General features: G+C 64.3%; 31 protein-coding genes and 1 tRNA gene. 14 read left to right on the top strand and 18 right to left on the bottom strand.

Annotation, left to right across the window (positions count from 1 at the left end):
- Positions 1-309, top strand: a 309-nt coding sequence (locus tag PHP91_RS12255) for a hypothetical protein (protein WP_300140959.1), incomplete at its 5' end; no start/stop codon positions are given.
- A 120-nt stretch (positions 310-429) separates the two neighbouring features.
- Here the strand turns inward: PHP91_RS12255 and PHP91_RS12250 are convergent.
- Positions 430-523 (bottom strand) — tRNA-Sec (locus PHP91_RS12250).
- Between the two features lie 211 nt (positions 524-734).
- Between PHP91_RS12250 and PHP91_RS12245 the strand changes: the two genes are divergently transcribed.
- Entirely contained in the window at positions 735-1,013 is a 279-nt protein-coding gene (locus tag PHP91_RS12245; RefSeq protein ID WP_300140957.1) for a hypothetical protein, read from the top strand.
- Here the strand turns inward: PHP91_RS12245 and PHP91_RS12240 are convergent.
- From PHP91_RS12240 to PHP91_RS12225, 4 genes are all read right to left on the bottom strand, one after another.
- Positions 1,010-1,429, bottom strand: a complete 420-nt coding sequence (locus tag PHP91_RS12240; protein WP_300140955.1) for a hypothetical protein — start codon at positions 1,427-1,429, stop codon at positions 1,010-1,012. The genes PHP91_RS12245 and PHP91_RS12240 overlap by 4 nt on opposite strands.
- Positions 1,430-1,440: 11 nt before the next feature.
- A complete protein-coding gene (locus PHP91_RS12235; protein ID WP_300140953.1) occupies positions 1,441-1,746 on the bottom strand; it encodes a hypothetical protein in 306 nt (101 codons plus the stop codon).
- Complete coding sequence (locus tag PHP91_RS12230) at positions 1,739-2,335, bottom strand: RNA polymerase sigma factor (protein ID WP_300140951.1); 597 nt, start codon at positions 2,333-2,335, stop codon at positions 1,739-1,741. Before PHP91_RS12230 ends, PHP91_RS12235 begins: the two co-directional genes overlap by 8 nt.
- A 180-nt stretch (positions 2,336-2,515) precedes the next feature.
- Complete coding sequence (locus PHP91_RS12225; protein ID WP_300140949.1) at positions 2,516-3,223, bottom strand: EF-hand domain-containing protein; 708 nt, start codon at positions 3,221-3,223, stop codon at positions 2,516-2,518.
- Positions 3,224-3,568: 345 nt separating this feature from the next.
- On the opposite strand from PHP91_RS12225, the gene PHP91_RS12220 reads away from it, so the two are divergent.
- The 9 genes from PHP91_RS12220 to PHP91_RS12180 all read left to right on the top strand — a co-directional run bounded on the left by PHP91_RS12220 (position 3,569) and on the right by PHP91_RS12180 (position 11,866).
- Complete coding sequence (locus PHP91_RS12220) at positions 3,569-3,775, top strand: hypothetical protein (RefSeq protein WP_300140947.1); 207 nt, start codon at positions 3,569-3,571, stop codon at positions 3,773-3,775.
- Between the two features lie 3 nt (positions 3,776-3,778).
- The gene (locus PHP91_RS12215; protein ID WP_300140945.1) at positions 3,779-4,075 is read left to right on the top strand and encodes a putative quinol monooxygenase; all 297 of its coding nucleotides are present in this window, start codon (positions 3,779-3,781) and stop codon (positions 4,073-4,075) included.
- A gap of 359 nt (positions 4,076-4,434) precedes the next feature.
- Positions 4,435-4,815, top strand: a complete 381-nt coding sequence (locus tag PHP91_RS12210; RefSeq protein WP_300140943.1) for a hypothetical protein — start codon at positions 4,435-4,437, stop codon at positions 4,813-4,815.
- Positions 4,816-4,888: 73 nt separating this feature from the next.
- The gene (locus PHP91_RS12205) at positions 4,889-5,299 is read left to right on the top strand and encodes a hypothetical protein (protein WP_300140941.1); all 411 of its coding nucleotides are present in this window, start codon (positions 4,889-4,891) and stop codon (positions 5,297-5,299) included.
- A 357-nt stretch (positions 5,300-5,656) separates the two neighbouring features.
- Positions 5,657-7,282, top strand: coding sequence for a TolC family protein (locus tag PHP91_RS12200; RefSeq protein WP_300140939.1), 1,626 nt, complete (start codon positions 5,657-5,659; stop codon positions 7,280-7,282).
- A gap of 2 nt (positions 7,283-7,284) precedes the next feature.
- Complete coding sequence (locus PHP91_RS12195; protein WP_300140938.1) at positions 7,285-9,048, top strand: efflux RND transporter periplasmic adaptor subunit; 1,764 nt, start codon at positions 7,285-7,287, stop codon at positions 9,046-9,048.
- The gene (locus PHP91_RS12190; protein ID WP_300140936.1) at positions 9,023-9,691 is read left to right on the top strand and encodes an ABC transporter ATP-binding protein; all 669 of its coding nucleotides are present in this window, start codon (positions 9,023-9,025) and stop codon (positions 9,689-9,691) included. The genes PHP91_RS12195 and PHP91_RS12190 overlap by 26 nt, the downstream gene beginning before the upstream one ends.
- Positions 9,688-10,881: an ABC transporter permease gene (locus PHP91_RS12185; RefSeq protein WP_300140933.1), complete on the top strand. Its 1,194-nt coding sequence runs from the start codon at positions 9,688-9,690 to the stop codon at positions 10,879-10,881. Before PHP91_RS12190 ends, PHP91_RS12185 begins: the two co-directional genes overlap by 4 nt.
- Positions 10,882-11,017: 136 nt before the next feature.
- Complete coding sequence (locus tag PHP91_RS12180; RefSeq protein WP_300140931.1) at positions 11,018-11,866, top strand: uridine kinase; 849 nt, start codon at positions 11,018-11,020, stop codon at positions 11,864-11,866.
- A 60-nt stretch (positions 11,867-11,926) separates the two neighbouring features.
- Here PHP91_RS12180 and PHP91_RS12175 read toward each other — a convergent pair whose 3' ends face one another.
- Positions 11,927-12,133, bottom strand: a complete 207-nt coding sequence (locus PHP91_RS12175; RefSeq protein WP_300140929.1) for a hypothetical protein — start codon at positions 12,131-12,133, stop codon at positions 11,927-11,929.
- 93 nt (positions 12,134-12,226) lie between these two features.
- Here PHP91_RS12175 and PHP91_RS12170 point away from each other — a divergent pair, with 93 nt between their 5' ends.
- Entirely contained in the window at positions 12,227-12,571 is a 345-nt protein-coding gene (locus PHP91_RS12170; protein ID WP_300140927.1) for a PadR family transcriptional regulator, read from the top strand.
- Here PHP91_RS12170 and PHP91_RS12165 read toward each other — a convergent pair.
- Positions 12,546-13,310 (bottom strand): hypothetical protein, encoded by a 765-nt coding sequence (locus PHP91_RS12165; RefSeq protein ID WP_300140925.1) that lies wholly within the window; start codon positions 13,308-13,310, stop codon positions 12,546-12,548. The two genes, PHP91_RS12170 and PHP91_RS12165, sit on opposite strands and share 26 nt — an antisense overlap.
- A 168-nt stretch (positions 13,311-13,478) precedes the next feature.
- On the opposite strand from PHP91_RS12165, the gene PHP91_RS12160 reads away from it, so the two are divergent.
- Positions 13,479-14,174, top strand: coding sequence for an ABC transporter permease (locus tag PHP91_RS12160; protein WP_300140923.1), 696 nt, complete (start codon positions 13,479-13,481; stop codon positions 14,172-14,174).
- Positions 14,171-14,836, top strand: coding sequence for an ABC transporter ATP-binding protein (locus PHP91_RS12155; protein ID WP_300140921.1), 666 nt, complete (start codon positions 14,171-14,173; stop codon positions 14,834-14,836). The genes PHP91_RS12160 and PHP91_RS12155 overlap by 4 nt, the downstream gene beginning before the upstream one ends.
- Positions 14,837-14,993: 157 nt before the next feature.
- Here the strand turns inward: PHP91_RS12155 and PHP91_RS12150 are convergent, their stop codons facing one another.
- The 11 genes from PHP91_RS12150 to PHP91_RS12100 form a co-directional block, all read right to left on the bottom strand.
- On the bottom strand, positions 14,994-15,446 hold the full coding sequence (locus PHP91_RS12150) for a hypothetical protein (RefSeq protein ID WP_300140919.1): 453 nt from the start codon (positions 15,444-15,446) through the stop codon (positions 14,994-14,996).
- A 1-nt stretch (position 15,447) separates the two neighbouring features.
- Positions 15,448-16,215: a DUF4198 domain-containing protein gene (locus PHP91_RS12145; RefSeq protein ID WP_300140917.1), complete on the bottom strand. Its 768-nt coding sequence runs from the start codon at positions 16,213-16,215 to the stop codon at positions 15,448-15,450.
- Positions 16,216-16,563: 348 nt separating this feature from the next.
- Positions 16,564-17,223 (bottom strand): TrkA family potassium uptake protein, encoded by a 660-nt coding sequence (locus PHP91_RS12140; protein WP_300140915.1) that lies wholly within the window; start codon positions 17,221-17,223, stop codon positions 16,564-16,566.
- Positions 17,224-17,235: 12 nt separating this feature from the next.
- On the bottom strand, positions 17,236-18,606 hold the full coding sequence (locus PHP91_RS12135) for a TrkH family potassium uptake protein (protein WP_300140913.1): 1,371 nt from the start codon (positions 18,604-18,606) through the stop codon (positions 17,236-17,238).
- Positions 18,603-19,040, bottom strand: coding sequence for a hypothetical protein (locus tag PHP91_RS12130; protein WP_300140911.1), 438 nt, complete (start codon positions 19,038-19,040; stop codon positions 18,603-18,605). Before PHP91_RS12130 ends, PHP91_RS12135 begins: the two co-directional genes overlap by 4 nt.
- Before the next feature lie 127 nt (positions 19,041-19,167).
- Entirely contained in the window at positions 19,168-20,667 is a 1,500-nt protein-coding gene (locus PHP91_RS12125; protein ID WP_300140909.1) for a TrkH family potassium uptake protein, read from the bottom strand.
- Between the two features lie 7 nt (positions 20,668-20,674).
- Positions 20,675-21,337: a TrkA family potassium uptake protein gene (locus tag PHP91_RS12120; RefSeq protein ID WP_300140907.1), complete on the bottom strand. Its 663-nt coding sequence runs from the start codon at positions 21,335-21,337 to the stop codon at positions 20,675-20,677.
- The gene (locus PHP91_RS12115) at positions 21,334-21,774 is read right to left on the bottom strand and encodes a TrkA family potassium uptake protein (protein ID WP_300140905.1); all 441 of its coding nucleotides are present in this window, start codon (positions 21,772-21,774) and stop codon (positions 21,334-21,336) included. The genes PHP91_RS12120 and PHP91_RS12115 overlap by 4 nt, the downstream gene beginning before the upstream one ends.
- Positions 21,764-22,480 carry a response regulator gene (locus PHP91_RS12110; protein WP_300140903.1) on the bottom strand — a complete coding sequence of 239 codons (717 nt, stop codon included), beginning with the start codon at positions 22,478-22,480 and terminating at the stop codon, positions 21,764-21,766. The genes PHP91_RS12115 and PHP91_RS12110 overlap by 11 nt, the downstream gene beginning before the upstream one ends.
- Positions 22,481-22,488: 8 nt before the next feature.
- The gene (locus PHP91_RS12105; RefSeq protein ID WP_300140901.1) at positions 22,489-24,318 is read right to left on the bottom strand and encodes an ATP-binding protein; all 1,830 of its coding nucleotides are present in this window, start codon (positions 24,316-24,318) and stop codon (positions 22,489-22,491) included.
- 163 nt (positions 24,319-24,481) lie between these two features.
- Positions 24,482-25,840, bottom strand: coding sequence for a sigma-54 dependent transcriptional regulator (locus tag PHP91_RS12100; protein ID WP_300140899.1), 1,359 nt, complete (start codon positions 25,838-25,840; stop codon positions 24,482-24,484).
- Between the last annotated feature and the right edge of the window lie 470 nt (positions 25,841-26,310).

Raw genomic sequence — 26,310 nt, 5'->3', positions numbered from 1 at the left:
GATGAGGATCGTCTCATTGGGTTGTGGCTGTGGGATACAGCTTTGCAGAAGGGGTGTCTGGACAAACCGTCATCATCTGTTTTTCAAATGATTCTTGATGAACCATGGTTTCGTTGTACGCATGTATGGAAGGAAGCTTGTGGCAAATCAGAGGTTGCCCAACAAGGGCGCAAAGGGTCATGGGAAGATAACCTTCATGGTGAGGCCTTAGCTCGCACGATTCAGGCTCTCCAAAGCGACTTGAGGTTTACAAAAGATTCTATCAGACATAACCAAATACTACCCAAATGTTCTTATAAGGGTAAGTAGAATGCTTCAAAGTTACACATCTGTTTGCACCATTTTGCATTCCGCATGCTGGGGATAGTGCTGGGGAAAGCTTGAAAACGAAAAATGCCGATCATTGCTGACCGGCATTTTTGTTAGCAATGGCGGAAGCGTACAGGAGTCGAACCTGCCCGTGACATCACTGCCACACATTGGTTTTGAAGACCAAGCGCCACACCGGTGACGACACGCTTCCCCTGGGACGCAAGCCCCGGACGCGGCAGGCGCGGGTGGGGCGGCTTCGGAACCTAGCAGCTTTGGAGCGGCGGGACAAGGGGCGGATTTTTGCCCTTGGTGCGGCACTGCGCAGGAGCAGGGCCGAGGGCGCGCGGAGGGCGCTGTACTTTCCTCGCGGGTTGCCGTAGGCCGGTAGGATGCATGGTCCGGTTCGGACCGAGGGAGGGAACATGAAGCGCTTGCTGATTTCGGGCGCCATGGCCATGGCCTGCCTGCTGGCCGTGGCGGCCGGGGCAGCCGACATGGGCGACACCGTCGGACAGGCGTGCTCCGCCTGCCATTCCACCAAGCCCATCTGCCGGGGAATCGGGACCAGGGACGAGACCGCCTGGCGAATCCTCGTCAAGCGGATGGTCGCCAAGGGCGCCAAGCTTTCGTCCGCGCAGGCGACCGAAGCGGCCCACTACCTGGCCACGGCCAAGCCGGACCAGGTCCCGTTCTGCCGCTAGCCCCTGGGGCCGGGCGGCGGAGGCGGCGGCAGTTCCAGCAGTCCCGGCCCGCGCCGCTTGTCCTTGATTAGCCGGTCGAACCGTTCGGCCTGCTCGCGGGTGAGTTGCGCCTTGATCCTGGCCTCGCCGTCCTTGAGGATGGCTTCGATGCGCGGGCGGGTGTCCTCCCGGAGCGCGTCCAGCCGGTCGAAGACCGATTCGATCTCCCGGCGGATGGCCGGGGCCTTGGCGGCGTCCGGCCGCACGGATTCCATGAAGTCATCGACCATGTGCCGTCGCATCTTCTGGTGGAATTCCGCCGGGTTCCTCGGCGGGGCGAAGTGGTGCTTGAGCACCAGGCCCAGCCCGGCCACGCCGACGATGACGCCCGCCGCGAAAACGGTCAGGAACGCGGTCCATATCTTCCAGCGTTGCATGTCCGTCCCGCCTACAGGTTTTGCCAGGGCTGGCTCATGACCACGGAAAACTCCGAGGTCGAATAGGCCGCCCGGATGTCGCCGGGCAGCGTCCCCAGGGCCCAGTAGCCGGCCAGCGCGAAGGTGACCAGCACGGCGGCGGCCGTCAGGGCGAAACGGGGCGCGAGCCGCTCCAGTTCGCCGACGGTCCCTGCCGGGCCCAGCCGCGACACGTCGGCCATGACCGAATCGTGCCAGTCGCGGGGCAGCGTCGGGGTCTCCCGGTCCCGATGCGCCGTCCGCAACAGATTGTTCAGGGTCTCCCTCCCCTTACGCATTGTCTCCTCCTTGAATGCCGTAGCGTTTCAGGAAATGCCTGAGCTTCAGCCGCGCCCGGTACGCCCTGATCTTGACGTTGGGCACGCTGATGCCGAGCATCTCCGCCGTCTCCCCGACCGTCCGCTCCTCCAGGCTGGTCAGCGTGAGGACCAGCCGGTCGAGCGGGGCGAGCTGGTCCAGGACGAGGGCGAGCACTTCGCGCGCCTCCCGTGCGCGGGCCAGCCGGTCGAACTCCTCGCGGGAGTTCGCGGCCAGGGCGGCCTCCAGGAACCGTTGGCCGTCGTCGCTCAGGTCGCTGGCCGGGGCCTCCCGCCGCCGGTAGCGGTCCCGCCAGAAGTCGTGGCAGGATCTGAGGGCGATGGTGGTCAGCCAGTTGAGAAACGGGGCCGTCGGCCGGTAGCCGGGCAGGGCCTTGAAGGCCCGGACAAAGGCGTCGTGTGCCACTTCGGCCACGTCCTCGCCCGGCACATGCGCGGCCACCAGGTTGCCCACGGCCGTCTCATAGCGCGCGAGCAACTGCCCGAAGGCATCCACGTCACCGCCGACGACGGCGGCGATGATCGACATGTCGTCCGGTTGACCGGCCATTGGTTCCCTTATCGTTGACGTCCTCCCGCAAGCGTGCCTGATTCCGGGCGCGCGGACAAGGGGGAGCGTCGGCCTGCTCAAGGGGGCCGCGCCCCGAGGGGCGCGGCCCGGAGATTGACTCCTTCTCGTGTCTGGAACGGACCGTTGATAGGAGACGGTCCGTGGGGTGACCCTGCGGGGCTACACCGTCATGCTGAGCCCCTCCTGGAACGTCCGGCCGGCCATATAGGACGATGCGCCCGGACTTTCCCCGAACATGGCTTGTTGCATCGACCCGTACGCGTCGGCCGCTCGGCTCCGGATTCCCGAGAGGGAATCGGTCCGGGCGTTCGTCCGCTCCAGGAGTTCCTGGCCGGTGTTTGACGATGTGGTCGCGGCGGCGTCCGACACCATGGCCCCCATGGTGGACTTCAGGTAGGCCATGAGCTCTTCCTGCGAGATGACGCCGTCACCGTTGGTGTCGATTTCATCCGTCGTCGAATCGCCGGAAGATCCGCTGGCCGCCTGGCCGTCGCCGCTTTCACCCTGCTGTTCCATGGACCCGGTCGACATGCCGCCTTCGTCACCCGAAGGGGGCTGGGGAGGCGCCATGCCGCTCATTTCGCCGGTTCCGAAGTTCGCCTGCATCTCGGCCAGCTTGGCCTTGGCGTCGTTCAGCAACTCTTCCTCGGTGAGGAAGCCGTCGCCGTCTTCGTCGATGCTGGTGAAGAAGTCTTCGTCGCCGGAGAATTCGTCGGCACTGACAAGGCCGTCGCCGTCGGCGTCGTTGTCCTCAAGGACGGTCGCCGACATCTTTTCGGCGAAATCCTCCGAGTCTCCGGCGGCCGACGGGCGCATGCCGCCCAGGCTCATTCCCGCGTGCAGTCCGCTGACGGAACTGATTTCCATAGCCAATCTCCTTGAACCGTGGACCCTCCGGGACCGCACCCCGGGACGCAGCAGCCGAGTCCCCTCTCCCCAGAGGCGGAAGCGCGGCCGGAAAGTCCGGTACAAGAAGTATATCGTTCGACGCGGCCCGGCGGTTACGCTTCGGGCGCGAAAATCAGAGCCGGCCCCGGCTGTCGGACCATTGGCAGCCCCCGCCCGCCGGGGTGCAAGGTTGCGTCGAACAGGACCACTTTCCCCTTCAGGTTCATTCTGCCGGGCATGGCGCTGTCTCCTTGAAAGGTTGAGATCCAGCCCCCAATAGACTAAACTGAAATGCAGTGGACCGATCACATTTTGGGAGGGGGCATGTTGCAATGTCGATGGCTGCGGCTCGCGGGAGCGATCCTGCTGAACCTCGTCCTTTGGGCCCCGGTGCTGGCGGACGTGAACGTGCGCCTGGGCATGGGCCCGCCCGGCGGGAGCGCGCCGCCCGAGGTCATCGACATGAGCTGGGCGCGCCCCTACCTCGACGCGAATGCAACCGGGGCGTCCAACGCGACGTCCGAGGAGTAGAAGATGGCGGTATACGTGTCGGCCGTGGTCACGGCCAGGGAAGGCAGGGGAGAAGAGCTGGGACGGGAGCTGGCCGCCGTGGTGGCCGAGGTCCGACGCGAGGCGGGCTGCCTGCGCTACGACCTGCACCGCGCGGACGACGGCGTCCGCTTCCTGTTTTACGAGATATGGGAGAGCCCGGCCCACCTGGAGGCCCATGCCCGGTCGGCCCACCTGGCCGCCATGCGCGCGGCCACGGCGGATCTGGTCGCCGGGCCGTCCGACGTCGTCCTGTGGGAGGCCCTGGACGTGGCGAAGTAGGCTGCGGGGCGCGCGCTCCATGATGCGGGCAGGGAGATGGCCCCGCGCCGACGGCGCGGGGCCATCTCTTTTTTGCGGCCCGCTCCCCGGCGGCGGGGGAAAAATCACGTAAGCGCGCCGCGGATGCCGCGTATTGCCGGAGTGATAGGGGGGACGCCCTACAAGTGGGAAAAGGAGTGGAAAATCGCAGGGAACGGGGTCGCCGGACGGGGCGGTAAGCATTTTTTTTGCGAAAATAGGCACGTGGAGTGAAACCAACCTCCTTGCCGGGACGTCCTGAGGAGTAACGGTTGTTTGAACGCCGCGCTCAGGGGCGCGCCATGGACCGGGAACGCCGGGGAAAACATGAGGAGAACGCAATGAAAAAAAAGGTGCTGTCGGCTGTCGCGCTTCTGCTCCTGTCCGTATCCGCAGCGTTCGCCGGGGACGGCCTGAGCGCCTACCTCTTCAACCAGGCCGACGAGGTGCGCCAGGTCGACATCCAGATCACCTGCAGCTCCGGGGCCGGGGCCATGCCAAGCTCCACCGTGCCCGTCGGAGGAGACAACTACGTGGAATTCCGGGGGCATGATTCGGAGGACCAGGACTGGACCTTCAAGGTTTCGAGCCCCATGGGGACCAAGATCGGCGAAGCCCGGTTCGCCTACTCCGGGGGCAAGTTCTCGCTCCGGACGATCGATGAGGGCATCACGTACGATTCCTTCAGCGACACGGAGCTCAAGCTGACGATCACCAAGTAGCGCGGCCTGAAGGCGAAGTGTGCAGAAGCCCGGTTGCGGGCATGACGATACCAACCATGCAAGGAGAAGTGCGATGAAAAGAATGTTGATGTTGCTGGCCGTGCTGGCTGTGGTTCTTTCCTCCTCGGTCGTGTACGCCGGTTTCACCGTAGGAAAGACCGCCTCCAATTCCGAGCCGTCGATGGCCCTGTACGACGACACCACCGAGCCCCGCGCGGGCAACGTGGTGGTCACCAGCAGCGAAGGAAGCGGCACCCAGCCCTTTTCCCTTACTCCCGGTGAAAGCATAAGCGTGTCGTATGAAGGCCCCCAGCCGCCCCCGGACTGCACCCTGGTTTTCCAGGTCAACAATCCCGACGGCTCGCTCATGACCCAGGGCACCATCCTCTTCTCGGGCGGGACGTTCACGCCCGGCGAGATCGGCGACGGCTTGGAATACAGGGACTACGGTCCCGGCGAGTGCGCGCTGTGGATCACCAAATAGCCTGTCGGCAAAGACCCGAACCGGGCGTGGGCGCCGCATCGCGCGGCGCCGCGCTTCCGGGCGGCCGGGTCCGCATGATGGTTTTGCCTATTGAGATTATTGTGTTATTGAAGACGTCATGAGGTGTCCCGTTGGTTCGGCATGACGTTGTGGGCAAGGAAGCCTCGGCAGAGTTCGCTGCCGGGCTTCGTCCCGCGCCGCGGGACAGCGGCGTGGGAACGTTGAACGACCGCCCCCCGGAGCACGCGGGCGGGGCGGGCATTTCGATCGGGTGGGAATTGGTGTTCTGCAAAGCGTGTCGGCCTGTACGGGCCGTATCGCCCCTGCCGGGCGGGCTTCGGAGCGAGGGGTAGCCGGATGCGGCTGTCGCGTGCGGTCCTCCTTCTGTGCCTGCTGGCGGTCCCGGCGCTGTTCTCCGCCGCCTCGGCCCAGGAGGTTCCTGACAAGCCCGCCGCCGGTCCGGCTGCCGGGGCGGACGCCAAGACCGTCCGCATGAGTATGGGAGACGTGGTGAGCCTGACCCTGCGCAACAACCTGAGCGTCAGGACCAGCTATCTGGACCGGGTGATGGAGAAGTTCGACCTGGAGCAGGCCGACGTCAAGTTCGAACCCACCGTGAACATCGACGGCACGGTCAACCTGGAGGCCGTGAACCGGAACCGGCGGGTCAGCGGCCATGCCAAGTCCGGCACGGAGTCCACCCAGGAGGCGACGCTGAACACCACCGTGGAACAGAACATCCCCACCGGCGCGACCCTCACCTTCGGCTGGGAGAACACCTACGCCAACGACGCCAGCACCGACCTTGGCTACAGCTCGGCCACGGGACGGATGACGCGGTCCAATACCCGGTCCGACGGCGTCGCGTCCACTCTGTCGGCGGAGCTGTCCCAGCCCCTGCTCAAGGGCGCGGGCATCGACTACAACACGGCCTCGGTCCGGATCGCCCACATCCAGGAGGAGCGGAACGTCCTGAACCTGCGGGACACCCTGAGCGCCCTTATCAACGAGGGCGTGAACTATTTTTTCACCTTCGTGCAGGCCAAGGAGAACCTGGACATCCAGCGGCAGGCGCTGGACCGCTCCAGGCGGCTGCTGGAGATCAACCGGTTCAAGATGAGCCTGGGCCGCATGTCCCGCAGCGACGTGACCCAGGCCGAGGCGGACGAGGCCTCCCAGGAACTCTCGCTGGAACAGGCTATCAACTACTATGACGAGGCCCGCCGGAACCTGCTGAACCACCTTGACATGGACCCGGACCTGCAAATCGAACCGGCCATGGAGGGGTATCGGGAGCTGCACCCCGAGATGGACGAGTGCCTGGCCGTGGCCCGGCGGCGCAACCAGACCTACCTGGACAAGATTTTCGACGTGGACGTGGCCGAAATCAACTACATGATGGCCGAAAACGAGCGCCAGTGGGACGTCTCGGTCAAGGCCGGGGCGGGCCGGACCAACGGCAAGGACAACCCCGGCCGCGCCTACACCGACACCGAGACCCACGTGGGCGTGACCCTGGACGCGCCCGTCAACCTCTGGGGCGCGGACTACATGGACCGCAAGCAGGCGCTGCTCTCGGCCGCCACCGGCCGGCGCAAGGCCAAGGTCGCGCTGCAAAAGGCGGAGACGGACCTCCAGACCAACGTGGCCAACACGGTGCGCAACGTGAACATGCGCCTCAAGTTCATCGGGCTGGCCAAGCGGAACACCGAGCTGCAGAAAGAACAGTTGGACAACGAGAACGCCAAGCTCATGGCCGGACGCACCACCAACTTCCAGGTGGTGACCTACCAGGGCCAGTTGGTCTCGGCCCAGCAGGCGGAGGTGGCCAGCATCATCTCCTACCTCCAGGCCCTACTGGAGCTGGACCAGCTTCTGGGCACGACCATGAAGACATGGAAGGTGGAGTTCCGGCCGGACGACACGCGACTGGAAAAAGAGCTCAATGACGAAGTCAGGCCGCTCGTATGGAGTTGGTGGTAGCCATGGACGCATCGCATTTCGACAACGCGCTTTCCGGCGGCATCCTCGAGAGCATGGGGGACGGGGTCCTCGTCCTGCGCGCCGACGGCCGGGTGGCCGTGGCCAACGCCGCCGCCTGCGCCATTCTGGGCATGGACGCCATGGAGAAGGACTTCGTCCTGGCCCGGCTCCTGGAGTTCGGCGGCGGCAACGACGGATTTTTACAGGTCCTGCTCGATTCGGTCTACGACGGCGTGACCATTCACGACCGGGTCACGCGCTTCGTCCGGCCCGACGGGGAGGAGCGGAGCCTGGGCGTGACCGCCTCCCACCTGCGCGACGCGGGCGGCAAGGTCCGGGGCTCGTTCATTGTGCTCAGGGACATGACCGAGGTGGAGTCGCTCCGGCAGAGCGGGGAGGCGCTCAACGAGGAACTGAAAAAGGCGCTGCGGGTGGCCGATGAAAAGACCCGGGAACTGGAGTCCGCCCTGTTGCACGGGCAGCGGTTCCGGCTGTGGCTGGCCGTGGGCGTCGTCGTCCTGTTTGTGGGGCTGGGGGCCTATCACTGGTTTTCCGGGCCGGAGGGGCGGCATGCGGAGACGGTCGTCGTCTCGGACAAGGACAGCGGCGTCCTGACCGTGGCCCCGCGCCTCCTGACCCGTTCCATCTCCCTGTCCGGGACCGTGGCCCCGCTGGAGGAGGTGGTTTTCACCGCCCCGTTCCAGGGCATGATAAAACGGCTGCCCTTCCACTACGGCGACCATGTGAAGGAGGGCCAGGAGCTGGTGGTGCTGGAGGCCTCCTCCATGGAGAGCAGGGTGCGCGACGCGCGGACCGAGTACATCAAGGCCCGCAAGCAGATGATGGAGATGGTGCACTGGGACAAGGCCGTGGACGTGTCCCGGGCCCGGCGCGACGTGAGCCAGGCCCATAGCCAAATGGCCATGGCCGAGGGCAAGGCGGAAGAGGACAGGAAGCTCCTCGACCAGGGCATCATCCCCAAGAGCGAGTACGACAGCTCCATGCAGGAGCTGCGGACCAAGAAGATGCAGTACGCCGCCAGCCGCGAGACCCTGCGTTCCGTCATGGACAAGGGCGACGCCGAGTACGTCGAGATCGCCCGGATGGAGCTGGATAACGCCGAGGCCAAGCTCAAGGCCGCCGAGGAGCAATTGGCCGGGGCCAGGATCACGGCCCCCGTGGCCGGGGTGGCCATCCGTCCTTCGGCCGTGACCGCGGACCAGAGCAAGCTGGCCGTGGGCATCGTGGTCAACGAAGGGCAGCCGCTGGTTTCCGTCGGCAGCCTGGCGGGTCTCTCCATCGTCGCCGAGGTGGACGAGCTCGACATCAACAGCCTGAAAAAGGGGCAGCCGGTCAAGGTCTCGGGCGACGCCTTCCCCGGCATCACGCTCAAGGGGCGCATCGACCAGATTTCCTCCCAGGCCAACGACGGCCAGGTGCCGACCTTCACCGCCACCATCCGGCTCACCGAACTGCCCGCCGACGTCGGCGACAAGGTCCGGCTCGGCATGACGGCCAGCATGCAGGTGGAGACCTATTCCAACCCCCAGGCGCTGCTCGTGCCCCTGTCCGCCGTGGCCACGACGGGCGGCCGCAGCGTCGTGCGCGTCAAGGACAAGGACGGCAAGGTGGAGGAGCGGGCCGTCACCACCGGCTACACGACCCTGACCGAGGTGGAGGTCCGGACCGGGCTCAAGCCGGGCGAGACCGTCCTGACCGGGGCCCCTGCGGGAGGCGGGAATGCTGGATCTGAAAAACATCCGTAAGTCCTACCTGCTGGGCACGGTCGAGGTGGAGATCCTCAAGGGCGTGGACCTGCACGTGGACCGGGGCGAGATGCTGGCCGTGGTCGGGGCCTCGGGCTGCGGCAAGAGCACCCTCATGAACATCATGGGTTTCCTGGACGTGCCCAGCTCCGGCGAATACCTCTTCCGAGGGCGCTCGGCCCAGGGGCTCTCGGACGAAGAGCTCTCCCACATCCGCAACACCGACATCGGTTTCGTCTTCCAGCAGTTCAACCTGCTGTCCCGGCTGACCGCCCTGGACAACGTCGGCCTGCCCCTGGTCTATCGCGGAGTGCCCGTCAAGGAGCGGCGCGAGCGGGGGCGGGAGATGCTGGACAGGGTCGGCATGGGCGAGCGGTGGCGCCACCGGCCCGGCGAGCTTTCCGGCGGCCAGCAGCAGCGGGTGGCCATCGCCCGCGCCCTGTGCGGCCAGCCCTCGATCATCCTGGCGGACGAGCCCACCGGGGCCCTGGACACGGCCACGAGCCGCGACATCATGGACCTCTTCGCCTCCCTGAACCGGGACGAGGGCATCACCGTGGTCCTGATTACCCACGACCCCGGCCTGGCGAAACGGTGCGCCCGCTCGGTCTGCATGGTCGACGGGCTGGTGGAGACGGTATGATCCTGAGCGAAAACATACAGGAATCACTCAATTCGCTGTGGGGGGCCAAGCAGCGCTCCCTGCTGGCCCTGATCGGCATCGTCATCGGCATCGGTTCGGTCATCGCCATGGTCGCCGTGGGGCAGATCGTGGAGAACGAGTCCATCCGGCAGTTCCGCGAGATGGGCACCGACGTCTGCATGGTCCGGGAGAACGTCCTGCCCGGCAAGCACGGCAAACGCGGCGGCAGCGCGGGCATGTCACTGGCCGACGTCGCCAAGGTGCCCGGGCAGTGTCCCGCCATCCGGACGGTGGCGCCCTACGTCAACCTCTATTCCCGGCTGACCCGCGACGGCAGGCGCGTCCCCTGTCCCGGCCTGGGCGTGACCGGAGGCTTCCGGGATATGTTCAAGGTGCCCATGGCCGAGGGGCGGTTCATCTCCGACCTGGACGGGTACGAGAGTTTCTGCGTCCTGGGCCACACCAAGGCCGAGTGGCTGCGGGCGCAGGGCGCGGGCGCCCTCGTGGGTTCCGATGTGCTCTTCGGCGGCAGGCTCTATACCGTGGTCGGCGTGGCCGGGCCGGTGCTCTCGGGCTCGTTTCGGCCCTACGAGATCAACGAGGGGATCATGGTGCCCATCCGGCTGGCCCTGCGGCTGCCGGACCGGCCTCGGATCGGGGCCTTCGCCGCGCGCATGACCGGCAGCGGGGAGACCGGGGAGGCCACGCGCCAGGTCAAGGCGTTCTTTCGCTACACGAACCGGATGAACGTTGACGTGGTCGGCGCCGAGGACCTGGTGGCGCAGATGGAGCGGCAGATGCGCATGTTCACCCTGATGCTCGGGGCCATCGGCTCCATCGCCCTGATCGTGGGCGGGGTGGGGGTGATGAACGTCATGCTCGTGTCCGTGTCCGAGCGGCGTCGGGAGATCGGCATCCGCCGGGCCCTTGGGGCGGAGCGGAAGGACATTCAGCTCCAGTTCCTGGTCGAGTCCGTGGTCCTTTCCTTTGTGGGCGGAATCCTGGGCCTGCTCCTGGGCGTGGGCGCGGTGGCCGTGATCTGCCGCTTCACGGGCTGGGAGTTCTTCGTCTCCTTCCTGTCCGTGCTCCTGGGCGTGGGCGTTTCGGCGGCCGTGGGCATCTTCTTCGGCTACTACCCGGCCCGCCAGGCCGCCCGTCTCAGCCCCATCGACGCCCTCCGCTCGGAATAGGCCGGGCTCCCGAAGGACCGTCTCCCCCCGCCCGGCGCAGCCGCCCCGGAGCCCGAGTCTGTCTAATCGCATTGCCATTTCACCCGCATGCTGTATGCTGGCTCAAATCACCAACACAGGCCTCGGAGGTTGACGGATGGGCAAGCTGATAAAGGAGAAGGGCGATAAGGGGAGACTGCACATCGACACGCCGCTGCTGGGCGAGTCCCTGGTGGCGAAGAGCCTGCTTCGGAGCACCGAGGCGGACGAATATTTCCGTATGCAGCCGGACGTGAACGTGCTGAAGATCGGCGGCCAGTCCATCATGGACCGAGGCGCCAAGGCGTTGTTCCCGATCCTCGACGAGCTTATCAAGGCCAAGGAAAAGCACAAGATCCTGCTCATGTGCGGCGGCGGCACCCGAGCCCGGCACGTCTACAACATCGGCATCGACCTCGGCATGCCCACCGGCGTGCTCTCCAAGCTGGGCGACAAGGTCTCGGCGCAGAACGCGGAGATGCTGACGGTCCTGCTGGCCAAGCACGGCGGAGCCATGATCGGGCACGGCGCGCACATGGAGCAGCTCCATATGTACTGCCAGCTCGGCTACCTGCCCATCACCACCGGCATCCCGCCCTACGGCTGGTTCGAGCAGCCCGCGGAGGTGGGGTCCATCCCGCCGCACCGGACCGACTCGGGCGCGTTCCTGCTGGCGGAGAACATCGGGGCCCGGTCGCTCATCTATCTCAAGGACGAAAAGGGGATGTACGAGAACGACCCGAAGAAGGGCGACCGCGACACCATGAAATTCATCGACAAGATCCACGTGGACGAGCTCATCGCCATGGACCTCGAGGACCTCATCGTGGAGCGCCCGGTCCTGACCTTCCTCAAGAACGCCAAGACGCTCAAGTCCTTCCAGATCATCGACGTGCTGCGCCATCCCGAGCACCTGCACGCCGCCCTGGAGGGCGAGCACGTCGGGACCATCATCTACAAGGACTGACGGGGGAAAGCGCGCCAAAAAAGGCCGGGAGCATCGCGCTCCCGGCCTGTCGCCTGCGGATCAGGCCCGCCTGCCTTCGGTCCCTTCGCCGTCGCGGCTCAGGTAGACGATTTCAGCGCCGGTGTGCAGCGCCATCTCCTTGAGTTCGCACTGGCGGATGCGCTTGGCGTAGACCTTCAGGTCCCCGCCCTCAACGCCGACCACGCGGAACCTGGGACGCTTGGTCCCTTCCTCGGCCCTGTTGCGTTCTCTGACGAAAATCTTCATGGTTGCCTCCCTGATGTTGTGTCCCTGAGGATCATTGTGTTTAATATACATATATCCTCTAAGAATATATAGTCAAGAAGGAAGGGGTGGAAAATGTCGAAGGATGTGGGCGGCAACAAGCCGCAGCGATACGTGCAGGCCTCGCTCCTGATGGCCCTCAGCCAGGGGGAATCCTATGGATATCAACTGATTCAGGATATCGGGGAGTATGGTTTCCTGCGCGGTGACGCGCCTCCGGGCATGATCTACCGGCATCTGCGCCAGATGGACGAGGACGGGCTGGTGACCTCCGGCTGGGAGGCCGAGGGCGACGGCCCGGCCAAGCGGGTCTACGCCATCACCCCCGAGGGGCGCGAGGTGCTTGAGGCCTGGATTCTTCACATGGAGCGCCAGCGCGACCGGCTGGACGCCTTCATCCGGCGGTACAAGGGGGAGTGACGGCTCCGCCTTGCCGGGGGGTGTGCTTTTTGCCCGGCTTGCCGTGGGCGGGTTGCCAGACTCCCGGCTCGACCTGCCTGACCTGCAGGACCGGCCCGCCCGCCCAGAGGGAGGGGCGCATCCAGTGCGTGTCGACCATCCGGTCCGTGGGCAGTGGAACCGCAGGGTCGCGGTCCGTTGAAACCACCCGGATGCCCGCGCCGGTCAGGTCCTCGACGCACAGTTCGGGCCCGAGCGAGCGGAGCGCTCCGTACTCGATGAACCTGCCGCACCAGCCGTACCGCGTCAGCCCCACGGCCGCGCAGGCCCCGATGACGCCGTCGTTGGAGCCGCCCAGCCCAAGGAGCTCGACGCCGCGGGCGACTGCCATGGCCGCCTTCTGGGTCGTGCGGCGGCCGGTGGCTTCCTGTCCGAAGCGGATCATCGCCGCATCCACGTCCGCTTCGCGCGCCACGCACAGGCCGGGATCGCTCCCGGGGGCGCAGTGCGCGCGCAGATGCGCAACCGCCAGGTCGCGCAACGCGTCCATCGAACCGTCGGGGTCCATCTCGATGATGGCGCAGGCGGAACTGTTGTTCGAGGTGAAGGGGATGCCTTCGAGGCGGGGGTGCTGGTGGCGCACCACGCCCACGGCGCGGTATTCTTCCGGAAGGGAGCGGATGAATCCCCTGACCAGTCGCCCGGTCCCCATGGGAGCGTCCAGGTCGTCGGTGTCGTCAAAGCCGAGGTATATGTTCATGGGGCGTGCATTACACCCGCCGGACGGACCGGGCAACACGGAATGCGGACACTTCAGGCGGATGCGGCCGGGAGCTGTTTTCCCGGAGGGATGTATGCGTATTCCATCTTCCCGAAAATCTGTTAGGTTTTGAGCGGACACCACCAACAACGCAACCGGAGCTCGCCAGTGGATTATCTGTTGCAAGGTTTCATGCAGGGGTTCGTGCTGCTGTTCAACGGGGACGCCGAGACCTATTCGGCGATATGGGCCACGGTCTACGCGTCCTCGCTGTCCATGGCGTGCAGCCTGCTCATCGGTGTCCCGCTCGGGTTCCTGCTCGGCTACACGACCTTTCCCGGCAAAGGGGCGGTCCGGACCACGGTGGACACGCTGCTCTCCTTTCCCACCGTGGTCATCGGCCTGGTCGTCTACGCCCTCCTGACCCGGAACGGCCCCCTGGGCGGCACCGGGCTGCTCTTCACCATTCCCGGCGTGGCCGTGGGCCAGACCCTGCTCGGCCTGCCCATCATCGTCGCCCTGACCGCCAACGCGGTGGAGGGGCTGGACAAGCGGCTGCCCATGACGTTGATAACCCTGGGCGCGAGCCGACGCCAGATACTGTGGGCCACGGTGACGGAGGCGCGCTTTTCGATCATCCTCGCCGCCATGGCCGCCTATGGCCGCATCGTCTCCGAAATCGGCATCTCCATGATGGTCGGCGGCAACATCAAGTGGCACACGCGAACCATCACCACGGCCATCGCCCTGGAAACCGGCAAGGGCGAATTCGCCATGGGCGTCGCGCTGGGCATGGTCCTGCTGGCCGTGGCCCTGGCCGTCAACGTGGCCGCCGCCGGGATGAAGAAGAAGGCGGTGCAATGATCCAGCCCCTCGTGAGCCTGAAAAACGTCACCCAGTCCTACTCCGGGCGCACCGTGCTGTCCGTGGACGCGCTGGACGTCATGCCCGGGGCCATTCTCGGGCTGGCCGGGCCGAACGGCTCTGGCAAATCCACGATGCTCCGGCTGATCGCCTTCCTCGAAGCCCCGGCGTCGGGCGAAATCCTGTTTCGGGGGCGGCCCGCTTCGATCCGGCCCGGTGCGGCGCATCGCGACGTGACCCTGCTCGTGCAGGAGCCCTACCTGCTCAAGCGGACCGTCTTCGCCAACATCGCCTATGGCCTCAAGGTGCGGGGCAAGAACGACATCCCGGCCAAGGTGCGCCGGGCCATGGAGCTGGTGGGCCTCGCCCCGGACCAGTTCGCCAGGCGGCAGTGGTTCGAGCTCTCGGGCGGGGAATGCCAGCGCGTCGCCCTGGCCGCACGCCTGGTGCTCAAGCCCCGGCTGCTGCTGATGGACGAACCCACGGCCAGCCTTGACGAAAAAAGCTCCCGGCTCGTCCGGGAGGCGGCCCTTTTCGCGCGCAACGAACTGGGCGCGGGCCTGGTGACGGCCAGCCACGACATGTCCTGGCTCCGCGACGTCAGCGACTGCGTCCTGCATATGGACGGCGGGCGCATCGTCGGTCGGGAGCAATTGTCCTGACATCGTTTCGGAATCGTCCCGCAGTGTGGCAGGACGCCCCTACGAGGGGCGGGCGGCCGAAATGACGGCAAAGGGAAAGGGCCGCGGCGTGAACCGCAGCCCTTTTGCTTTCGGTGTTCCCCAGTGGCGTAGCGTCACCGGGAAACAGTGTGTGGGCCTAATGTCGTTTCCGGCTGCGCCAGGCCATGCCCAGCAGGGCGAGGTTGGCCAGAACGCTCAGACCCAGGGCGACCGAGATGGGGGTGGGCCCCGCCTGCGGGACTGGCGCGGCCGCGCCCGCAAGGTCGGCCTTCGAGCCCGACACGAGCACTTCCAGCGTCCCCTTGTGGCCCATCTCGTCCCACGCGGTCACGGTCCAGTCGCCCGGCTTGTCGGGCACGAAGCTGACTATGCCGCGCGCGTCGGTGCGGCCGTTCTGGAATTCCAGGTCCGGGGAGCTGCCCGGGCCGAAAACCTTGCACTCCGCGTAGGACATGGGCTCCCCGCCCGCATAACCGAACCGCACGGCCACGGCGCGGTCGGCGATGACGCCGTAGGTCACGCCGTGGCCATAGGCCAGGGATGTGAAGAGCGCCGTGATGCACAGCGCCGCGAGCATCGCTCTGCCCATGCTACTTCACCGGGAAGGCCAGGACGCTGCGCATGGCGTGCTGCTCGTAGTTGTCGCCCTTCCTGTCCACGACGTACTGCACGCGCACCATCCAGAAGCCCGGCGCGGAGATGGTGATGTCGGCCTTTCCCTCGCCGTAGGGCTCGGTGAAGTACGCGTAGGCGTTGGGGGTGTCCGTGAAGCCGTCGTAGGTGGCGGTCACGGCGTCCGGGGACACGGGCTTGCCGTCGTGCAGGATCTGCACGGTCAGCGTGTCGCCCACCTTCAGCGCGAGCGGGTTGTTCAGGGGCACGATCTCCAGGGCGTCGCCGGTCTTCACGTCCCATCCCTGGGTCTTGCCGCCCACGGGAATGAGGGTCTTGCAGAATTTTTCATACTTGCGCGACCAGACCACGCCCTTGAGGGTGTTGCGGTCGCCCTTGAGCACGCCCTTGGGCGTCTTGCTCCAGACCTCGCCCAGCCGGTGGCCGTGCAGCAGGGCCGCCCCCGGCTGGCCCAGCTTGACCGCGCCGGTGAACGTCTTGAACGCATCGTCCGCGGCCAGGGGGATGGCCTTGCCCAGATAGTCGGCCTTCACGTTGGCCGGGTTTTCCAGCTCCTCGCTCTTCATGAACACGTGCGACGAGACCAGGGAGAAGGGCGTTTCCTGGCCGGGGGAATAGGTCTTCCAGCTTTGCGGAACCAGGACGAATTCGTGGGCCGATGCGGATATTGCCGATGCGGCCACGAGGAACATGGCTGCGCACAACAGAGCGATACGTCGGTTCATGTGATGCCTCTTTATAAAAGTAATATGTTTATGATGCATATGAAATAACAAGAGGTGCCACGCTGAGTCAAGGTGGTCGATCACAGAGAATGCATTGGCCGGGGATTTGATCCATGCCCGTTCGCAGGAGCCGTTACGGCCGTCCACCAAGGGCCGCGACGGTTGCGCGGGAGGGGGGCTTTCAACGAATGCCGGAATGGGAGAATCGCGGCCAGGCTGACTGCTTATATTAGTTGTTTCAATAGGTTGATAGTTCCAAGCCGCAAAGAAGCCGAGCCGCCGTGGAAACGACGCCTGGGTGAGGCGCAATGCCTGCCGGAAAGAAAGCGGGAATGGGACTGCCTGCGGCTACTGCTTGAGCGCCTTGATCTTCTTGATGTTGTCGGTCTTGCCGAGAAGGATCAGGATGTCGTCGGCCTTGATGGTGAAATCTGCGGGCGGGACGAGCATGAAGTTCTCCGGGGAACGCTCCTTGATCGCGATGATGTGGACGTTGTGCTTGGCCCGGAGATTCAATTCCTTGAGGTTCTTGTTGACGAACTCCCTGGGCGTTTCGACCTGGGCCAGGTCGTATTCTTCGGCGAGGGGGATGAAGTCGAGGATGTTCGGCCGTGACAGGCTGCGGGAGACGCGGACGGCGGAATCCCGTTCCGGATGGATTATCTGGGTCGCGCCCACGCGGCGCAGTATCTTGGCGTGGTCGTCGTCCAGGGCCTTGACCAGTATCTCCTTCGCGCCGATTTCATTGAGGTACAGGCAAATCAGGATGCTGATGCTGATCCGCGTTCCCGTGGAGACGATGACTCCGTCCATGTGTTCCAGGCCGAGCGCCTTCAGCGACTCCCGGTTGGTGGCGTCGATAACGATGGCCTCGGTGGCGAAGGCGTCGATGGCCTGGACCCGCGCCTTGTCGGAATCCATGGCGACGACCTCGTTGCCGTCTTCGAACAGGGCTTTCGCCGCGTAAAAACCGAAATTGCCGAGGCCGATAACCGCAAATCGTTTCATAACCAATATCTCCTAACCGACCATTACGTTTTCTTCGGAATATTCGATGCCGCCCGAGGTCCCCGCGCCGACCACTATGTAGGCGAACGTCAGGACGCCGACCCGGCCGACGATCATCATCAGGATGATCCAGAGCTTGCCCCAGGTGCCGAGTTGCGGGGTGACGCCCATGGACAGTCCCACCGTGCCGAACGCCGACACGGTTTCGAAAAGGTAGGTCAGGAAGGCGCCGCGCGGCGCGCTCGCTTCGTGACCGATAGCCGTGTCTCCCAGAAGGAGAAGGAACAGGACAACGCCTATGATCCCGATGGATACGAGCATGAGGGACATGGTCCTGGTTACGGTTTCCGGCGGGATGCTTTTCTTGAACAGGTTCACGCGCTGACGCCGTTTGATCCTGCTCCAGGTGAACGCCGTCAGCAGCGCGAGGGTGGTTGTCTTGACTCCTCCGCCGCAGGACCCCGGCGATGCGCCGAAGAACATGAGGAAGATTATCAGGGCCAGCGTGGCGTCCTTGAGTGACCCGATGTCGACCGTGTTGAAACCTGCCGTTCGACAGGTGACGGACTGGAACAGCGAGGCCAGCATCTTGTGCCGAAGGGAAGTCCCATGCAGCGAATTGGGGTTTTCCAGAAAAAGGAATAATAGCCCCCCGGCGACAATGAGCAGGAGCGTCGTCCACAAGACGGTCTTGGTTTGCACCGAGAGTCTCGGGCGCCTGCCGTCCCTTTTTCTCAGCCGGAAGCGCAGTTCGTGGATGACGGGGAATCCCAGGCCTCCGGCGACGATCAGTCCGCAAACGGTCAGGTTGAGGGCCGCTCCGTCGCCGAACTTCGTCATGCTGTCCGGAAAGGTGGAAAAACCGGCGTTGCAGAACGCCGAAACGGCGTGGAAGACGCCATAATAGAGCGCGTCGCGCAGGCCGAAATCGTCGACCCATTGGATGGTCAGCGCGACGGCCCCGAGCAGCTCCGCCGTCAGCGTGAAGTAGATGATGCTTCGGACCAGGCCGAGAATGTCTTCGCGGGGTGTATGTGCGAAAACGTCCTGCATGGCCATTCTGTGTCGGATGGAGATGCCCCGGCCCATCCAGCGGAACAGGAAAACGGAGATGGTCATCACTCCGAGCCCGCCGATCTGGATGAGCGCCAGGATCACGAGTTGGCCGAAAAGGGTGAAGAAACCGCCGGTGTCCACCACCGCCAGCCCCGTCACGCACACGGCGGACGTGGCCGTGAACAGGGCGTCGATCAAGGGGATGGTTCCCTGGCGGGTTGCCCAGGGGAGAGAAAGCAGGGAGGCTCCCGCCAAGATCGCCAGGAGAAAGCTGGACAGGACGAGCCCGGCGGGGTGGATTTTGAGAACCTTGCCGCCGAAGGTCATGAACGAACCCTGGGGGTTTGGAAGTATTCGCACCTCGCATGGTTTTCCGTCTCGCACGATTCGCGCCGTCGGCGTCCGCCGAGCACCATGCGGTTCAGATAGGCCCCGCAGACGGCCATGGCCCCGGCCCCATCGGGGGCGACGCTGCCCAGGTACGGACAAAGGGCGGCCCGGAAATGGCCTGCGCGTTGTCCTTCGCCGAGAGAGCCGAGAATATCAAGCGCCTTCCGGTCATCCAGTCCGCCGCCGGTTGCGGTCGCTGCATAGTCGACCCCTGCCGCGTACAGCCTGTCCATCAGGGCCCTGTCCTTGCCGGGCAACAGGACGGTGACGGCGCAACCCCGCGTGCGCCTGTTGCGCTTCAGTGTTTCGCACAGCTCCACGTACATCTCCAGGGTGGGGTCGATCGGATCTGGGAACCGGATCAGTATCATTCCCGGTACGGTCGCAATGGCCGCCTCCAGGCAGCTCAGGGGACTTCAGGTCCAGAGCCCGTCGCGGCCGGTTCCGGGGTCGCACGATGCATCGCAGACCAGGAAGTGTGGCGTTGTGCGCATTGCATCATTCATGGGCCTTCCCCTTGGCCTCTTTCTTCAAATAGTTGCGCGCATCTCCGCCGAGTTTGAACAGGCTCGCTATGACGACCAGGAATTCCAGGCGGCCGAGGAACATGGCCAGGCTTTCGGCCCACAGCCCCGAATTCGGCATCCCCGGCGAGGTCACTCCGATGCTGAGCCCCACGGTTCCCAGCGCGGACGCGAATTCGAACAGGGAATGCTCCAGGCTGAAACCGCAGGAACACAGCAGCAGGACGCCGATGGCGAAAAGGGCCAGGTAGAGAAAGACGAAGACCGAGACCTGCCGCACCTGCCCGTCATCCAGGAAGATCCGATGTTCCCCTTCCCACAGGACGTTTTCCAGCACCGCATTGCGGGGGGCCGTCAGCCGCCGGACCTCGAAAACGAGGGCGCGCCACAGGAGATGGATGCGGAATTGCTTGATGCCGCCCGCCGTCGAGCATGTCCCGCCGCCGATGAGCATCAATCCGAGCAGGACGGCCAAGCCGACCCCGTTCCAGTCGCCATAGCCCACCGTGGAGAACCCCGTGGTGGTGAGGGCCGAGACGGTCTCGAACACGGCGACGCGCAGGGATTTCCCCAGATGCGGATACAGGGACGCGCTGGTGAGGAAAAACAGCGCGGCGGAAGCCAGCGGGACCATAAGCGCGAACAGGCGCACCTCGCCGTTGCGGGCCACGGTGCGAAGATGGCCGCGCCAGAGGAACCATGCGGTGACAAAGCTCAGGTTGCCCAGAATCATCAGCGGGATGGTCACGGCCTCGATGGCCGGCGAATTCCAGTAGCCGATGCTCTCGGCCCGTGTGGAAAAGCCTCCGGTGGAGATGGCGGCGAAGGAATGGTTGACGGCGTCGAACCAGGTCATGCCGGCTATCCGGTACCCGAGCGTCCCGGCCGCGGCGTAACCCACATATATGACCAGGACGAGCCGTGCCGAGCGCTTGACGTTGGGGACCAGTTGGTCGCCGCGTCCCTCGGCGTTGGACACCCCCACCCCGGCTGGACCGAGGATGGCCGACATCATGATGATCGCCAACCCGGCTCCTCCGAGGAGCTGGATCACGCTGCGCCACAGCAGGGTGGTGTGGGCCGCGTTTTCCACGTCCACTACCGACAATCCCGTGGTCGTCCAGCCGCTTATGGACTCGAAGATTGCCTGGGAAAAGGTGAGTCCCTCCGTGGCGATGAAAGGCCAGGCGGAAAAAACGACCACCAGCAGCCAGCTCAGGCACACGATCACGCCGCCTTCCTGCATGGACAGGTGTTCCTGCGTGGCATGACGGCGGAGGGAGAGCAGCAGCCCCCCCAATCCGCACAGCGCCGCTGCCGGGAAGACGTACGCCATGGCATTGGCGGCTTCCTCCGGCCAAGCCCAAAGCGCCAGCAACGGAGAGAGCATGGCCGCTCCGCAGATGAGGCAGACCAGCCCCACGGAGCAGAGAATGGCGGCATATCGCTGCCGGAGATAGGTTTTTTCTCTCATGGCGGGTCTATCTACCCTCGCCCGTGATGATCTTCAGGGCCGCGCCGTGGTTTTCGGGCAGCGTTATCAGCACCACGGTGTCCCCCGTCCGGAGGTCGTTGTCGCCGCGCGGCACGATGGGGTCGCCGTCGCGAATCACCACTGCGACCAGGGTGTTTTCTGGCAACACGATGTCCTTGAGCTGCTTGCCCGCAACGGGGGCGTCCTCGGGCAAAAGGATTTCCGTGACGTTGACCCGACCTTCGCCCACCGGGAGCAGGTTCGTTATCTCTTCAAGGGCCGCGCGTTGTTCGATCAGGCTCCCCACGATGTTCGTGGTGGAAAAGGCCGACACCCCGAGCTGCTCGAACACCTCGACGTTGTCGGGATCGTTGGCCAGGGCCACGGTCCGGGGCACGCCGAACTGGAGCGAGGCGAGCTGGCAGATGACCAGGTTGTCCTGGTCCCTCGGGGCGATGGCGAGCACGGCGTCCGCACGCCTGGCTCCGGCCTGCGCCAGGATATGCTCGTCGCCGCCGTCGCCGCAGATCACCTCGACGGTCAGCTCGCGGGACAACCTGCGGCATTCCTCGGGGTCCTTGTTGACGATGGCCACCTCATATCCTTTCGAGGCGAAGTTGCGGCCCAGGAAGTACAGCGCCTTGCCGCCTCCGACAATGATCACTCTCATAATGCCGACTCCTTGTCCCGGTCCGTCTCGCCTGCAAGGGCCTCCATGAACAGCGACGCGGCCACGGCCGTGGGGCAGATGGTCCTGATGCCAAGCCGCTGATACACCTGTTCCCGTTTGGGATCGTAGACGCGGGCCATGACGAGGGGGGTCTTGAAGATGTTCCTTGCCACCTGGGCGACCATCAGGTTGACGTTGTCGTCGTGCGTCGTGGCGATGAGCGTGTCGGCCTTCTGGAGCTTGGCCTCCCGGAGCAGGGCGATCTGCGTCGCGTCGCCTGCGAGCCGGAATCCGCTGAATTCGGATGACAGGTCGTCGAATGTCGATTCGTCGATGTCGATGACAACCAGCGAGTTGCCCGCGGCGCTCAACTTGTTGGCCAGAATCGACCCAACCCTTCCGCAGCCGACGATCACGACGTAATGGTCATTGGTCATCGTTGCCGCCTCCCGTCTCTTCCTCGGAGGCGGCCGCGTCCGGGCCAAGGTCGATCACCCCGTATTTGCGCCAGGACGTAACGCGTTCCAGATTCGCCATTGCCGTCTTGTAGGTCGGGTCGATGTCCACAGCCATGTGGTAGAACTTGACCGCTTCGAGATGGTCGCCCCTGATTTCGTTCAGCGCGCCCAAAAGGTTGTATGCTTCGGGATGCCCGGGGGCTTCGGCGATTGCCTTTTTCACCACGGCCCGTGCGTCAGCGAACATGCCGTCCGTGATGTGCCGCTTGGCGAGCTCGATCAACGCCCCGTACTCGGCGACGGCGTCCGCATCCAGGGCCTCACGGTTGAAAACGCGTTGCGCCAGCTCCCGTATTTCACCGGGCGAAAACGGCTTCTGCAAGAAATCGACGGCCCCGAGCTTCATGGCCTCCACGGCCGAATCGATGGTGCCGTGGGCCGTTATGATGACCACCCGCAACCTGGGCCACTTCTGCCGGATGATGCGGAGGACCTCCATCCCATCCAGCCCGGGCATTTTCAGGTCCAGGAAGATCAGCCCGAAGGAGCCGGACTGCAGCCGGGAAAGGGCCTCCTCCCCGTTCACGGCCGTCTCCACTGGAAGCCCAAGCGGCTCCAAGGACTGGCTCATGGTCATCCGGATGTTCTTCTCATCATCCACAACGAGAATCGGCAGGTTGTTCATGGGTTCTCCTATTGCGCCACCGGCAGGGTGAAGGTGAAGGTGCTTCCGCTGCCTGCGGCGGATTCCACCCAGATGGAGCCGCCGTGGGCGCGAACGATCTCCTTGCAAATTGCAAGGCCCAGTCCAGTGCCTCCGGCATCCTGGCCTTTCACCTGGATGAATTTCTGAAAGATTTTAGTCTGGTATTCCTGCGGAATCCCCGGTCCGTCGTCCTTGACGGACAGATGGGCATACGGGCCGGCCGTGCTGGCCGTGAGGGTTATGGCGCCGCCTTCGTTCACATACCGCATGGCATTGGAGACCAGGTTGCTCAACACCCAGGTGACCTTGTTGGCGTCGGCGCGCACGTTGATCCGGGGCGCGTTCAGGACAAGGCGGATCGCCTTCCTCTCCAACTGCCCCTTGAAGACCGCCTGAACGTGCTCGAACAAGGTGGAAACCGGAACCCGCTCGAACTCCAACTCAATCCTCCCCGCCTCGATCCTCGACAAGTCGAGCAGGTCGCTGACGAGCGCCTTCATGCGCTGCACTTCCTCATGGGCGGCCTGAAGCAAATCCCTGTCCTTCTCCTCCAGCTTCTGGGCGACGTGTTCGAGAAGCAGGTCGATGCTCATGCCCAGGCTGGTCAATGGCGTCCTCAATTCATGCGAGGCGGCCATGACGAAGTCGTTCTTCAGCCGTTCTATCTCCTTCATGCGGGTAATGTCGCGGAGCAGCAGCACGACGCCGGAGAGCGTCCTCTCCCTGCCCCGGATGACGGTGACCGAAAAGAGGTAATGGCTGGGCCGGTCCCCTTTTTCAAAAGTGACGACGCGGTGCTCGTTGGGGATGTCCGGGGTCCGCCCGGTCTCGACGGCTTGGCGAACCAGGTCGCGGACCTGTCCTTCGGGAAGGATTTCCGCACATGCGGGCGCTGCGCCAGATTCGGAAAGGCCCAGCCCGAGTATCCTGCGGGCGGCCGTGTTGAGGCTCGTCGCCCGCAGGGCCGTATCGAAGACGACGAGCCCGTCTTCGATGCTTGCCAGGATGGCTTCGCCCTTGTTCTTCTCCGAGATGATCTGGTCGATGTTCATTTCGCGGAAGCGTCCTAGCTGGATGGCCATCCGGTTGAACTCCTCGGCAAGCACGCCGAGTTCATCGCCGCTTTCCACCGGCACTTTGACGGCGTAATCCCCTGACGAAATCCGCCTCGCCGCATCCACGAACCTGTCCAAGGGGCGGGTAATGCGCTTTGAGAGCATCAGGCTGAAGGCGAGGGCGATGATGAAGGCCGCCGAAGCCACCAACACCGTGGACCAGAAGGCGTAGCTCGCCAGCCGTCCGGCCTTGAGGCTGGCCGTATACATGGTTTCCTCGTTGAGGTGGCGGAGGTTCACGCAGTCCTCCCTTACCTTCAGGAAGAAAGGATGAACGTCGTTTTGGTACATGGACAATGAGGGGATGGCCGCCTGTGAGGAACGCTGGTCCGTCAGTGAGGAGAATTGCCGCCGGTAGGTGGAAAAGTCCTTTTCGATCGCCTGGATCAGTCCCTTTTCTTCGGGGATGGTGATGTTGTCCTTGGCCCTTGCGAACCATTCCAGGAAGAGGGCTTCGTTGTCGCGGAACTGGGAGACGCCCTTCGCCGCATCGCCCAGGAAGAGGAGTAGGATGCCGCTGTCCTGGCGTTCCAGGGCGTCGATCATGTTCTCAGCCGCCAGGATGCTGCGGTAGTTCTCGCTCAGGATGGCGTCCGAGGCTTTCCCCAACGAGACAAGGTTGGTGACGGACCAGGCCACCACCATTCCCAGCAACGCGAAGACCACGCCATAGCCGATCAGGATTTTTTTCTTCAGTGTCATTGTTCACGGCTCCCGTCATTCCGGAGTCAGATTCAACCTAGCAAAGCCAGTGCCAATATTAATACATGTTATTTCTGCATGTTGCTGAATGGGGAGGAATGCGCGCCTTGCAATATGCAAGGGCGGGGCGAACGGGCATTGCAAAATGCTATGCGATTCCGATCTAGATCCCGTAGGTTTTGCGGCGGCGCCAGAGGGTGGTTTGATCGATGCCGAGTATGTCCGCCGCTTCCTGCAGGGAGGACGCCTTGGCCAGGACGCGGCGGATATGCTGCTCCTCTATGGCGGCCAGGGGAACCCTGTCCCCGAGGGATATGCTTGTGGGGGAGCTGTGGGGGCTTTCCAGGATGTCGTTCGTGTCGATGGTTTCGCCGGAACTGAGGATTACCGCCCGCTCGACGGCGTTGCGGAGTTCCCGGACGTTGCCCGGCCAGGCGTGTTCCTGAAGGGCCCGGAGCGCTTCTTGCGTGAAGCCGGAAATCCGCTTGTGGTTGGCTTTGCTGAAGTAGGCCAGGAAATCCTTTGCCATGGCGGGAATGTCCTCACCTCGTTCACGCAGCGGGGGAACGGTCAGGCTGATGACGTTGAGACGGTAAAAGAGGTCTTCCCGGAACCGGCCTTCACTGACCAGACGTTCCAAATCCGCATTGGTGGCGGCGACTATCCGCACGTCGGCGCGGCGGGAGACGGATTCGCCGAGGCGCTCGTACTCCTTGTCCTGGATGAACCGGAGCAGTTTGGCTTGAACGGGCGCGGTGATGTCGGCTATCTCGTCCAGGAAGAGCGTGCCGCCTTCACACGCGGCGATGCGTCCCGGATAGTCCCGGACGGCCCCGGTGAACGCCCCCTTGGCATGCCCGAATAGTTCGCTCTCCAGAAGGTCGGGGGGAATGGCCGGACAGGAGACGACCGACATGGGTCGCAAGGAGCGGAGGCTCCAATGATGGACCGCCCTGGCGAACACCGACTTGCCGACCCCGCTTTCGCCGAGTATCAACACGATGGCTTCGGACGGCGCAGCCTTCCTGGCGGTTTCAATGGCTCGTTGCATCCCGGCGCAGGCGCTTTGAAGGCTCTCTTCCGGGCCAAGGCGCCGCAGTCCTTCCTTGAGGGTGGCGACCTCGTTCTCCAGTTCCCTGATCCGGCCCACCCTGCGAGAGATGATCTTGAGCTGATCCGTTGAAAACGGTTTGACGATGTAGTCCGTCGCCCCGCGCTGCATGGCCTCCACGACGCTTTCTATGGAAGCGTGACCTGTGATGACGACGATCTTGGTCCAGGGGGACTCCGTCGTCAGCCGCGGCAGGAGTTCCATGCCGTCCTCGTCACCCAGCCTGAGATCCACGAAGGCGAGGTCGAAGGCTTTCCGGCGGACTTCTTCGATCGCGTCGGCCGGATTGCTGACGGCAATGACGGTATGCCCCTCCGCCGTCAGGCAGTAAGACATGGTCTTTCTGATGTTGGCCACGTCGTCAACGATGAGGACGTTGAGGCCCGGTGCAATTTGATCGGTGCTTGTCATTGTGAAAACGCCTTGCCGTGATTGATCCGGCGCGTTTTCGCCGGAAGACGGGCCGGTCGGATTTAATCCGATATCAAACAGATTCCAGACTTGATGGCCCGACAGTAACACATGGGTCTTCAAACTGACAATTATTGAAAGTTTTGTTCCGAATGGGGCCATCCCCCGAAGCCGGATCGAAATATGTGGCTGTGTCCGGGAATTGGAGAGCGAGGATCGCAAGAACCTTGCCGCAGCCCGGGGGGGGGGCGTCGACTGCGTGCGACCTTCATGGAGAGTGACGCGAAATCCATCGCCACGCCCCGGTGGAACAACCTTTGCGTGAAGAAGACCGCCGGGGCTGTGGATGCCCCGGATGTCGCCTTGGCGGATGCCCGGTCCGAAAGGAAGGCCTGGCCGATGCGGTCGGAAGCTGATCCCGGAAAAATGACACTTGCGGGTGCCGCGCGAAAAGGAAAAGGCCTTACGCG

The organism is Pseudodesulfovibrio sp., assembly GCF_028692895.1.
In the GTDB taxonomy this organism is placed as follows: domain Bacteria; phylum Desulfobacterota; class Desulfovibrionia; order Desulfovibrionales; family Desulfovibrionaceae; genus Pseudodesulfovibrio.
The sequence above is the reverse complement of the archived record's forward strand: the minus strand, read 5'-3'. Positions and strand labels throughout refer to the sequence as shown.